The following is an 11,070-nucleotide window of genomic DNA, read 5'->3' as shown; positions in this document are numbered from 1 at the left end:
TGGCTATGACGCCAATGCAGACCAGCAGTACGCCGACTTCACGCATCCACAAATTGGCGGCTTCGCTGGGTACAGTGCCCTTGCTGGCCAATAAATCGGCGGGGAACAGCAAGGCGACGGTGCCAACACCCAATGCGATGACTGCGGCAAGGGCCAGAAACGTTTTTCGGGTCATCAGATTTCCTTGTGAAGATTTTCATGATGATCTCGATTCCACCAGCGGCCGGCAACTACCAGATGAGGTAATTGCCGGGTTTGGCGTAGCTGCTAAAGTGCCCGCATGGCCGACAAACTATTCAGCGCCCTGCTCAAGTACTGGCGTGGACGCCGCGGGCTGTCCCAACTTGATCTGGCAATGGCCGCCGATGTGTCGGCGCGCCACTTGAGTTTTTTGGAGTCAGGACGCGCCAGTCCGAGCGAAGAGATGGTGCTGCGCCTGATGAGCACGCTTGCGCTTCCTTTGAGGGACCAAAACACCGTGCTTCGTGCCGCTTCTTTCCCGGCCCGGTTTCCTGAACCGGCGCTGGATACCATTGACCCTGTCATTGGCAGGACCATCGCGCACATGTTGCGCCAGCAGGAACCTTTTCCGCTGGTCGTGATGAACGCTGGGTATGACGTGCTTCGCACCAACGATGCGGCAAATACCGTGTTTTCGCACTTCGTCGTTGACCCGGCCCGCTTGCTGATGACGGTGAATTTGTATGGGCTGGTGTTTGACCCCCAATTGGCGCGCCCATTCATCAAAAACTGGCCACGGGTAGGACAGTACATGATCTCCCGTCTCCACCGTGAGGCCTTGAGCCGCCCGGATGATGCCCGTCTTTGGGCATTGCTGAAGCGCGTGCTGGCCTATCCGGATGTACCGCCATCCTGGCGCCATCCTGACTTTTCGGGCATTTGTGAACCCACGCTTTCGCTGCAACTTGAACGTGGCCCGCTGGCGCTTGGCTTTTTGACGGCGGTGACGGTTTTCTCCGCGCCTCAGCAGGTCACACTGGATGAGCTGCGAATCGAGAGCTATTTTCCGATGGACGATCAAACCCGGCTGGCGTGCGAAAGACTGGCGGCGACAACGCCCGTTGCAACCGCGCTAACCGGCCTTACATCGCCTTGAACAGATGCGCGTAGAGCCGGCTCACCGGGAGTTTTCCTGTTCTGCCGCGCAGGGACAGGCTGAACTTTCCGGCCTCGTCGCGGGTCACGGTGTCGATCTCGCTGGCGCGCACCACGGTGCTGCGGTGAACCTGCCAGAAGGTCTGCGCATCCAGCTGTGGCAGCAGTTCCTTGAGCGGGGTGCGGATCAGGTACTCGGCGCTGGCCGTGAGCACGCGCACGTACTTGTCGGCGGCCTCGAAATACAGTACCTCGTCCACCGGCACCATGCGGATGCTGGCGCCGCCTGTGCCGGCCAGGCTGGCCGGGATCACGCTCAGCCGGGCCACCGGGTTGGCGGCCTGCGGGGCCAGCAGCGCGCGCAGCTGGGCCAGCACGGGCTCCATGGATGCTTCTGATTCCATAGCGATAAATGACCTTTTAACGCTGGCTTTCCTCAATTTTTCTACGGTTTTTTGCAGCCGGTCCACCTGCACTGGCTTGAGCAGGTAGTCCGCCGCCTGGGCGTCGAACGCCTGCACCGCGTAGTCGTCGTAGGCGGTCACGAACACGAGAGCCGGGAAGGGACGCGCGCCCGCCGCGCCGGTCTCCCAGCGCTCGGCCAGTTCGGCGGCGGCGTCCAGGCCGGTCTGGCCGGGCATGCGGATGTCGAAGAACAGCACGTCCGGCTTCAGCACCAGGGCTTGCGCCACGGCGGAGTGGCCGTCGCCCACGGTCGCGAGCACACGCAGCTCGGGCCAGGCGTGCGCCAGTTCAGTCTGCAGCGCAGCGGCGAGCAGGGGTTCGTCTTCGGCGATCAGGGCAGTCGGGTGCAGGGCCATGGTGCAAGGCGCAGCGTCAGAAATGGCGCCCCAGGTTGGGTAAGCCTGACCATAACTCATGAAGGTCAGGGAATTGCCACTGCTGGGGGTCTTCGCGGTTGATGATGGTTTCGGTGGTGTCTTTTTTTGATAAATCAAGCAACATCGGCCCCATACGCAGATTGGACTTGGTGGAAAAAAACACCTTGACCACCGGTGTGGTCAGGCTTCTGGGCGACTGTTCCGTGACCACGCCAATGCGCCCTGAACTCAAACGCACCAGCGAGCCGATCGGGTAGATGCCCATGCTTTTGACAAAGGCCTGGAACACGTGCAGATCAAAATGCCCTTTGGACCATTCGGCCATTTTGTGCAGGGACTGGGCCGGGTCCCAGCCCGCCTTGTAGGGGCGGTTGGAGGTGATGGCATCGTACACATCGCAGACCGAGGCCATCTTGACATAAAGGCTGATCTCATCGTCCCGCAGACCCTGGGGGTAGCCCGAGCTGTCGACCTTTTCGTGGTGCAGCAGCGCCACACTCAACGCCACCGGGTCGACGCCGGGGCTGTTCTGCAGCAGCCGGTGGCCTTCGAGCGGGTGTGTTTTCATCAGGTCGAATTCGGCCTCGGTCAACTTCCCCGGCTTGTTGAGAATGTCGTTGGGGATGGCGATCTTGCCCACGTCATGCAGCAGCCCGGCGGTGCCGCAGGAGCGGGTCTGGGTTTCGTCCAGGCCAAGCTGGCGGGCCAGGGCCACCATCATGGCGCACACCGCCACCGAATGCATGTAGGTGTAGTCGTCGGCGGTTTTCAGGCGCGCCAGACTGATGATGGCGCCTGGGTTGCGGGCGACCGATTCGGAAATTTCTTCCACCAGATGTTTGGCGCCGCCCACATCCACGGCCTTGCCCATACGAACCTCTTCAAACATGGAGATGACCGCTTGTTGGGCTTGTTGGCAAATGCGCGAGGCCTGCTCAATTTCAGCGGCGATGGGCACCGGGGTGGTCTGGCGCGGCAGCGCTTTGGGGTGTGGCAGCGTGGTTTGAACCTCGGCTTCAGTTTCGGCAAGCGTCAGCGCAGTTTCCCCGGCCGGAACGTCCAGCCCCTTGTCGGTATCAATCCAGACTTCCCTGATGCTGCAGGCCAGAATGGCTTCGATGTCCTTGGGATCGGTCAGCACAAAGCTGGTCCTGATGAAGGGGTGTTCCATCCAGGAGCCGCAAAACTCCTTCAGATGCATCCCCAACTTCAACTGTTCGACACGGATACGTTTAAGCATGTTTTTCCAGAGGAAAAGTGACTCTGGCCCGCGTGTTACCTTGATTAGCAGCTATTAATTCTATAGTTCCTTTGGCGCCGTAGGTAGTGGCCAGCCGTTCGCGCACCTGGGCCAGCCCGAAGCCGTCGGGTGGGGTCGGGTCGGCCGACAGGCCGACGCCGGTGTCTTCCACCTCCAGCGTGATGTGATCCTGCGTCCGGGTGGCGCGCACGCTGATGCGGCCACCTTCGACCTTGGGTTCCAGGCCGTGTTTGATGGCGTTTTCCACCAGTGGCTGCAGCAACAGCGGTGGCACCGGCTGGGCAGCGAGTTCCGGCGGTAAATCCAGCACATAGTGCAGGCGCGGCCCCATGCGCACGGCCATCAGCTCCAGGTAGTCGCGCAGGCGGTCAAACTCGGCCTGCAAGGGGTGGGCAGTGACGCGGGATGAGTTCAGGGTGGCGCGCAGATAGGCCACCATCCGGTCCAGCATGGCCTGGGCCTGCGGCGGGTCCAGCGCAATCAGCGCGCGCAGATTGGCCAGGGTGTTGAACAGCATGTGGGGTTCGAGCTGGGCTTGCAGCAGCATGAGCTGGGCTTCGGCGGCCTGGCGTTGGCTGCGGGCGATGTCGGCACGTGCCCGTGCCAGTTGTTCGCGGCTCATGAAGTAGTAGGTGATGACGCCGCCGGCGATCAGGCTGACGAACAGGAACCCCAGTTCCAGTTCGGCGGGTTTGCCGCCAACCCCCAGGCTGCCGACCGGCAGCAGGGCACGCGCCATGGCACTGCCCACCACATAACCCAGCGTCACCGATACCGGTACCAGCAGGAACAGCCGGCGCCACTGGTGCTCGATGTCCGGAATCAGCCAGAACTGGCCAAAATCGGTCAGCGCCCAGATGCTCATGCCGATACATTGCGAGTGGACCCAATTGACCCACAGGCCGTGTGAGGTGAACACACTGATGCCCAGGGCGATCACGGTGTTGAAAATGATCACCAGGAGCAGGCGCTGGAAATTCGGCTTTTGATGCATGACCGCTCTATTGTTCCTGAAAGTCGGTACGACCTGCCTGTCCGCGCGACGAAAGTCGTTTTCCTGGGGGTGAATGGTGTTTGTGAAGGATGCGCGGAGGATAATTGCGCCCAGAACAAGGAGGGACTGTGGATATTGTGTTGCTGATCAAGGCCACCATCATGGGCGTGGTGGAGGGCTTGACCGAATTCCTGCCGATTTCATCGACCGGGCACCTGATCCTGGCCGGTGCCTTGCTGGGGTTCGACGACGAGAAGGCCAAGGTGTTTGACATCGCCATCCAGACTGGCGCCATCTTCGCCGTGATCCTGGTGTACTGGCAAAAGATCCGCACCACTGTGCTGGCCTTGCCTACCGGGCAACAGGCACAGCGTCTGGCCCTGAATGTGGTGATCGGGTTTTCCCCGGCGGTGCTGCTGGGCCTGCTGTTTGGCAAGGCCATCAAGGCGCACCTGTTCACCCCGGTGGTGGTGGCCAGCACTTTTATTCTTGGTGGTTTGGTGATTCTGTGGGCCGAACGTCGCCAGCAGGCCAACCCGGCGACGGTGCGAGTGAATGACGCCGACGTCATGACCCCGATGGACGCGCTGAAAGTGGGCTTGGTGCAGTGTCTGGCGATGATTCCGGGCACCAGCCGCAGCGGTGCCACCATCATTGGCGGTATGTTGCTGGGCCTGTCGCGCAAGGCGGCCACTGACTATTCGTTTTACCTGGCCATTCCGACCCTGGTGGGGGCCGGCGCCTATAGCCTGTACAAGGAGCGGGCGCTGCTCTCGCTGGCCGATCTGCCGTTGTTTGGCGTCGGACTGGTGGTGTCTTTCCTGAGTGCCTGGCTGTGCATTCGCTGGTTGCTGCGCTACATTGCCAGCCACAGTTTTGTGGGTTTTGCCTACTACCGCATTGGGTTTGGTTTGGTGGTGCTGGTGACCGCCTGGACAGGTGTGGTGACCTGGGCGGCTTGATGCCATGGACACCCCAAACCTTGTCACGATGGACCAGCTTCGGGTGGGGCTGTATGTCTACCTTGACCTGAAGTGGTTTGACCACCCGTTTGCCTTCAGCCAGTTCAAGATCAGTTCCGCGGACGAGATCCGGGTCATCCGCAGCCTGGGCCTGAAGACCGTGCGTTGCAGTCCCGAACTCAGCGACCCCGCGACCCCGATGGACAGCAGCACGCCGCAGCCGGTGCCGGCAGGTGTTGCCGCGACGGTCAGTGTGCTTGCGGCGGCAACGGCGCCAGCGGAAACCGCAGAGGTGATGCAGGCCAAGCGTGCCCTGATCGGACAGATCCAGCAGCGCCGCCAGACGGCGCAGCGCATTGAAAAAGCTTTTGCCCACACCGCCAACACGTTGCGGGAGATTGACAAGAACCTGCTGAGCCGCCCGGTTGAAACACTGCAGCAGACCACCCGGCTGGTTGACCAGATTGCCGAATCCATTCTCAGTGCGCCGGAGCTGGCGATTCAGGTGATGGGCGACAAGCTCGGCGGGGAAGAAACGTATTTTCATTCCTTGAACGTCACGATGTTGTCCATGATGATGGCGCGTGACCTGAAGCTGCCAGCTGAGGTGGTGGGCGTACTGGGGGTCGGGGCGTTGTTGCACGACATTGGGCAGAAAGAGGTGCCGGCCCGGATTCTGATGAAAACCGAGGCGCTGACGCCTGCCGAACGCAATTTTTTTGAACAGCACCCGGTTTACGGGGTGGCGATCGCCAAACGCATGAACCTGGCACCCGGCGCCATTGCCATCATTGGCGAGCATCACGAGTTGTTTGATGGCAGCGGTTATCCGGCCAAACTCAAAGGTGAGTCGATCAGCCTGCTGTCGCGGATGGTGGCCATTGCCAACTATTACAACGAGTTGTGTAACCCGGCTGCGGTGGCCGATGCCCTGACACCCCATGAGGCGCTGTCACTCATGTTTGCCAAATTGCGCAGCAAGTTCGACCCCCAACTGCTGAAGGTGTTCATCCGTTGTCTGGGGGTGTATCCACCGGGCACGATCGTGCAGTTGTCCAATGGGGCTGTCGGTCTGGTGTCCACGGTCAACACGACCCGGCCCATGAAGCCGGTTGTGCTGGTGTACAACGCCGAAGTGCCCAAGGAAGAAGCCATGCTGCTGGACATGGACCTGGAAACCGATCTCAACATTGCCAAGGCCATTCGGCCCGCTCAGGTGCCGCGCGAGGTGTATGCCTACCTGAACCCGCGCAAGCGGGTGAGTTATTACTTTGATGCGGCAGCAAAACGTTCACCAGGGGGCGGCGTGTGAGTGATCTGGCCCGGCTCATGCTTGACCACAGCCCGACGATGATGCTGTTGGTGGACCAGGCGACGCTGCGCATCGTGATGGCCAATGCATCGGTGGCCAATGCGCTGGGCTACACGGCCCAGCAGCTCACGGGCATGTCCATCACTGATGTCGAAAGTGCGTTGCAGGACGTGTTTTACTGGGAGGATGTTCGTAACGGCCATTGCCTGGAAGTCCAGCACCAGGAAGACCAGTACCTGTGCGCCAGCGGTGACTTGCTGACGGTGAGCAAGTCGATCCGGCGGCTGGAGCATGAGGGGTCCCAACTGTTGCTGGTGTTGGCAACGCAGACGCAAAGTGTGCGTCAGGTGCAGGACGCGTTGGCGCAGACACTGTCGCAATTGCGAGCCACGCTGGAATCCACCGGCAACGGGATTCTGGTGGTGGACTGGCGTGGCCAGGTCAATAGCATGAATCGGCTGTTTGGCAGCATGTGGGCCTTGCCCGAGAAGCTGCTGCAGGCGCAGAATGACGAAGGCATCCTGGCCTTTGTCGCCCAGTCGGTGCAGGAGTCGGATCTGGTGCGCACCCGCCTGCGTGCGATTGTGGATCCGGCAGAAACCAAGGACACCGTGCACCATCACGATGGCCGGGTGTTTGAGCTCAGCTCGCGACCACAGCACCTGAATGAACAAATCATCGGGCGCGTTTTCAGCGTCCAGGACATTACCCAGCGCACGCTGGATGCCCAGGCACTGCGCGACTCACGCGATCAGCTTGAGGCACGGGTGCAGGAGCGTACCGCTGACCTGCAGGTGCTCAACGAAACGCTGTATGCCGAAAAGGAACACATGGCTGAGCTGCTGCGGCGGCTGGAAGCCACCCAGGGCCAGTTGCTGCAGTCCGAGCGTATGGCGTCGATTGGCCAGTTGGCCGCCGGCGTGGCGCATGAGATCAACAACCCGGTGGGCTTTGTCAGTTCCAACCTGGGTTCCTTGCAGGCGTATGTGACCAATCTGATGCGTTTGCTGGCGGCTTATCAGCAGGCCGAGGCCGAGTTGCCTGCAGCCACGCAGCAGCAGATCAGGGCGATCAAGCAGGAGCTGGACTACGCGTTCATGTGTGGCGACATTGCTGAACTGCTGAACGAGTCGCTCGATGGCGTCAAGCGGGTGACACGCATCGTGCAGGATCTGAAGAATTTCTCCCATGTGGACGACGTCGAATTCCAGTGGGCCGACCTGGAAACCGGGCTGGAAAGCACCTTGCGGGTGGTCTGGAATGAGCTCAAGTACAAGGCCGAGGTGGTGAAGGAATTTGCCGGCCTGCCACAGGTCAGATGCCATCCGTTCCAGCTCAATCAGGTGTTCATGAACCTGCTGGTCAATGCCTCGCAGGCGCTGCCGGACAAGGGCCGGATCGTGATCAGCACTGGCTTTGACGAACAACAGGTCTGGGTTCGAGTGCAGGACACCGGCAAAGGCATTGCGCCGGAGCATCTGCCAAAAATTTTCGACCCATTTTTCACCACCAAACCGGTGGGCAAGGGCACCGGCCTGGGGCTGTCGCTGTCTTATGACATTGTCAAGAAACACGGCGGCCACATCGAGGTGACCAGTGAGCTGGGCAAGGGGGCCACCTTCACCGTTTTTTTGCCGCGCGCGGTTTCGGAACCGCCGCCAAGCAAGTGAGTGGCTGCCGCTCAGGCGGTCAGGGTGGTCAGGTTCAGCAGCGCCGCTTCCATGGCAGCAGCGGTCACCAGTGGCCGTTCCATCGGAAACAGGTGTGAGCCGTCCAGCATCATGATGCGGCCCTTGGTGATGCGTTCGGTCATGGCCATGCCAACCTGTTTCATTTCAGCGGAGTGGGTCCCGCCAATAAAAGCCACCGGGCAGCGCAGCGGGTGCTGGCGCAGCAGTGCAGGCAGGTTGTGCGGCAGGGTGTTGTAGATGGCGGTTTCCACATCGCGCTCAAAACTCAGCACACGCCGGGTGTCACCGTCGATCACGGCGTCGCGGGTGCCGTGGGTGATGTAGTCGGCCAGCACCGCCGGGTCCCATTTGGCAAAGGCCTTTTTGCCTTGAAAATGCGCCAGCGCCTCGGCCTGGTTGGTCCACTGCTGGCGCCGGCGTCGGCTCACCGCGCCGGGGGACACGGTGCCGACCAGCCGCGTGTGTTTGGCCATACCCAGCGCACTGGCGCGCCAGCCGCCCAGAATGGGGGCATCCAGCAGCAGCACACCACGCGCCAGTTGGGGTGCCTTGGCCGCGGCCATCAGGCTCAGGAACCCGCCCAGCGAGTGGCCCACCAGAAACACCGGTGCCCCGGCCTGGTCCACTTCGGCCTGGGCAAAGTCAATCAGCTGCTGCACCAGGTGCGGCCAGTTGCTGGTCACCGGGTAGTTCGGGTCGTGGCCGAACTGCTCAATGGCCTTGACGGACAGGCTACGTCTCTTGAGCGCCTTGAACAACACGCCATAGGTGCTGGCACCGAAGCTGTTGGCATGGGAAAAAACGATGTTCATGGGCGATGGTGTGGGCACGGTCTGGTCCGGGCTCAGATCAGCTTGTCTTGCGGGGTGGCGATTTTTTTCAGCGGCAGGCTGCGGCTGGCCGGTTGCATCAGCGGCACGCTGGTGGTCTCGCCGTTCCACATCGGGTCTTCAATGCTGTCAAACACTTCGCGCAGCTTGACCCCCCAGCTGTTGTGCAGCATTTTGAAATACGGGTTGTTGTCGTCAATACACACCACCTTGTCGGTCTGGAAGCGGTTGGCCTCATACACCACCAGATCCAGCGGCAGTCCGACCGACAGGTTGGACTTGAGCGTTGAGTCCATGGACACCAGCGCACACTTGGCGGCTTCGTCCAGCGGCGTGTTGGGGGTGATCACGCGGTCCAGCACCGGCTTGCCGTATTTGGATTCGCCCACCTGGAAGTAGGGCGTCTCGGGGGTGGCTTCGATGAAGTTGCCGGCGGAATACACCTGGAACAGGCGCATGCCTTCACCCTTGATCTGACCGCCAAATATCAGCGACACATTGAAATCCACCCCGGCCGCCTTCAGCGAGGCGCCATCACGTTCGTACACATGGCGAATGGCCGCGCCCAGCACGCGGGCGGCGTCGAACATGCTTTTGGCGTTCCAGATCGTGATCGGGTCGCCGTCCGGGTGCTCCTTGAGCTGCTCAATCTGCAGGATTTCGCGCACCGACTGCGAGATGCTCAGGTTGCCGGCCGACAGCAGCACCATGAAGCGGTCGTCGGGTTTTTCGTAGACGATCATCTTGCGAAAGGTGCTGATCTGGTCCAACCCGGCGTTGGTGCGGGAGTCGGACAAAAAAACGAGTCCGGCATTGAGTTTGATGGCGACGCAGTAGGTCATGACACATGAAAACAAGAGCAGGCGCTGGGGCCCAATCCGTTATTGTGGCTCAAGGCCGGTGTGGTTTGGTTCCGGCAGGGGATGGGCGCGTGTGATGCCCCGTCCCCGGGTCACACTGGTCTGGCCGGGCAAGACCTCACAGATCCACCTGCTGTACGGTGCCAGACTGACCGGATTCGTATAAAAACAGCCCGGTGCTGCGCACCTGCCCCAGGGTCTGGTTGGCCGCTGTGTTCACGGAAAACGGGCTGTCAACCCGGCCCAGGTAAAGCGCCCCGACCTTGTGATCGGCCAGGCTGCTGTAGCGGTCCTGCCCATCGGTGTCACGCTGCCAGACGCCAAGCTGGCTGTAGATGGCATCGTTGGCGTCAATCCACTGGTTGCCGTCCTGGTCGTACTGGGCCAGATCGGCAAAACCATCGCCACTGCGCGGGCCAAACAATTCGGTGCCGTCGTTGACTTGGCCATCGTGGTTGCGGTCCAGCACCAGAAAACCGCTGCCGCCACCGACCATGGCGATGGACTCGTTCTGGCCATCACCTTCGAGGTCAAAGGCAAACTGGGTGTCGGTCAGCGTCACCCCCTGGCCGTCAAAGTTGATCACCAGCGGGTCCTTGCGCACCGCGTCACCCAGGCGCACGGCGACATCGGTGGTTTGCTCAAACGAGCGCGCCATGGTCAGGGTCAACGCAAAAGAGATGCGTTGCCCGTCGGCGGTGAGTACAGTGCCCTGGGCCTGTACCTGGGTGGTTTCGGACTCCTGCAGCGTGCTGTGGCTGTCCACCTCCACCCCCCAGCCTTGCACCGCAGTGGCCGTGGCGTCAGCCTGTGCCTGCGCTGGCTGTGGCGCCGCCGGTGTGGCCGGTGTCGGCTGGCCGCGCAACTCGCTGGCGTGAAACACCTTGACCGCCCGGCCGGTGATGGCCTGCACCATGTCCATCAGGACCCGCAGGCGCGGCTCCACGTCACAGGCGGCGTCGCTGGTGGTGGTCTCACATGGCCTGGTCCGCTGGGCGGCATCTGCCCGCACGCTGGCGCGGGCAGCGCCAGACAGCGTCAACTGAACCCCGGCATCGGCCCGGCGCGTGGTGGTGTTGCGGCCTTCAAAGTCTGGCCGCTGGCTACCCACCCAGGCCCGCGCCTGGATGGACTGGGTTTGCACCGAGGCGCTGGCATGCCAGCTTTGCAGCGCAACGGCGGATTGAGCGATCTTCATACCC

Annotated in this window: 10 protein-coding genes; 4 read left to right on the top strand and 6 right to left on the bottom strand. The window is 61.6% G+C overall.

The genetic code is table 11. From position 1 onward, the window contains the following. Window positions 1-280 precede the first annotated feature (280 nt). A complete protein-coding gene (locus PHW99_RS16115) occupies window positions 281-1,117 on the top strand; it encodes a helix-turn-helix domain-containing protein (RefSeq protein WP_300179890.1) in 837 nt (278 codons plus the stop codon). Here PHW99_RS16115 and PHW99_RS16110 read toward each other — a convergent pair. From PHW99_RS16110 to PHW99_RS16100, 3 genes are read right to left on the bottom strand one after another with little or no spacing between them, the layout of a single operon-like run. Beyond that, the gene (locus PHW99_RS16110; protein ID WP_300179893.1) at window positions 1,104-1,937 is read right to left on the bottom strand and encodes a LytTR family DNA-binding domain-containing protein; all 834 of its coding nucleotides are present in this window, start codon (window positions 1,935-1,937) and stop codon (window positions 1,104-1,106) included. The genes PHW99_RS16115 and PHW99_RS16110 overlap by 14 nt on opposite strands. Before the next feature lie 16 nt (window positions 1,938-1,953). Further along, window positions 1,954-3,198, bottom strand: a complete 1,245-nt coding sequence (locus PHW99_RS16105) for an HD-GYP domain-containing protein (protein WP_300179887.1) — start codon at window positions 3,196-3,198, stop codon at window positions 1,954-1,956. Further along, on the bottom strand, window positions 3,191-4,213 hold the full coding sequence (locus PHW99_RS16100) for a histidine kinase (protein WP_300179884.1): 1,023 nt from the start codon (window positions 4,211-4,213) through the stop codon (window positions 3,191-3,193). Before PHW99_RS16100 ends, PHW99_RS16105 begins: the two co-directional genes overlap by 8 nt. Window positions 4,214-4,341: 128 nt before the next feature. Between PHW99_RS16100 and PHW99_RS16095 the strand changes: the two genes are divergently transcribed. The 3 genes from PHW99_RS16095 to PHW99_RS16085 are packed head-to-tail and all read left to right on the top strand — an operon-like array spanning window position 4,342 to window position 8,157. Next, the gene (locus PHW99_RS16095; protein WP_300179881.1) at window positions 4,342-5,175 is read left to right on the top strand and encodes an undecaprenyl-diphosphate phosphatase; all 834 of its coding nucleotides are present in this window, start codon (window positions 4,342-4,344) and stop codon (window positions 5,173-5,175) included. A gap of 4 nt (window positions 5,176-5,179) precedes the next feature. Continuing rightward, complete coding sequence (locus PHW99_RS16090; RefSeq protein WP_300179878.1) at window positions 5,180-6,487, top strand: HD-GYP domain-containing protein; 1,308 nt, start codon at window positions 5,180-5,182, stop codon at window positions 6,485-6,487. Further along, window positions 6,484-8,157: an ATP-binding protein gene (locus PHW99_RS16085; protein WP_300179875.1), complete on the top strand. Its 1,674-nt coding sequence runs from the start codon at window positions 6,484-6,486 to the stop codon at window positions 8,155-8,157. Before PHW99_RS16090 ends, PHW99_RS16085 begins: the two co-directional genes overlap by 4 nt. Window positions 8,158-8,168: 11 nt before the next feature. Here PHW99_RS16085 and PHW99_RS16080 read toward each other — a convergent pair whose 3' ends face one another. From PHW99_RS16080 to PHW99_RS16070, 3 genes are all read right to left on the bottom strand, one after another. Further along, on the bottom strand, window positions 8,169-8,990 hold the full coding sequence (locus PHW99_RS16080; protein WP_300179872.1) for an alpha/beta hydrolase: 822 nt from the start codon (window positions 8,988-8,990) through the stop codon (window positions 8,169-8,171). A gap of 32 nt (window positions 8,991-9,022) precedes the next feature. Next, window positions 9,023-9,850: a proteasome-type protease gene (locus PHW99_RS16075; protein ID WP_300179869.1), complete on the bottom strand. Its 828-nt coding sequence runs from the start codon at window positions 9,848-9,850 to the stop codon at window positions 9,023-9,025. A gap of 136 nt (window positions 9,851-9,986) precedes the next feature. Then, window positions 9,987-11,070: hypothetical protein (locus PHW99_RS16070; RefSeq protein ID WP_300179866.1), on the bottom strand; the 1,084-nt coding region annotated here is incomplete at its 5' end.

Origin of the sequence: Rhodoferax sp. (assembly GCF_028689305.1) — a bacterium.
In the GTDB taxonomy this organism is placed as follows: domain Bacteria; phylum Pseudomonadota; class Gammaproteobacteria; order Burkholderiales; family Burkholderiaceae_C; genus Rhodoferax.
The sequence above is the reverse complement of the archived record's forward strand: the minus strand, read 5'-3'. Positions and strand labels throughout refer to the sequence as shown.

Excerpts from the sequence above, each read along its gene's own strand:
- PHW99_RS16115 (WP_300179890.1), top strand. The coding sequence starts at position 281 with ATGGCCGACAAACTATTCAGCGCCCTGCTCAAGTACTGGCGTGGACGC.
- PHW99_RS16110 (WP_300179893.1), bottom strand. The coding sequence starts at position 1,937 with ATGGCCCTGCACCCGACTGCCCTGATCGCCGAAGACGAACCCCTGCTC.
- PHW99_RS16105 (WP_300179887.1), bottom strand. The coding sequence starts at position 3,198 with ATGCTTAAACGTATCCGTGTCGAACAGTTGAAGTTGGGGATGCATCTG.
- PHW99_RS16100 (WP_300179884.1), bottom strand. The coding sequence starts at position 4,213 with ATGCATCAAAAGCCGAATTTCCAGCGCCTGCTCCTGGTGATCATTTTC.
- PHW99_RS16090 (WP_300179878.1), top strand. The coding sequence starts at position 5,180 with ATGGACACCCCAAACCTTGTCACGATGGACCAGCTTCGGGTGGGGCTG.
- PHW99_RS16080 (WP_300179872.1), bottom strand. The coding sequence starts at position 8,990 with ATGAACATCGTTTTTTCCCATGCCAACAGCTTCGGTGCCAGCACCTAT.
- PHW99_RS16075 (WP_300179869.1), bottom strand. The coding sequence starts at position 9,850 with ATGACCTACTGCGTCGCCATCAAACTCAATGCCGGACTCGTTTTTTTG.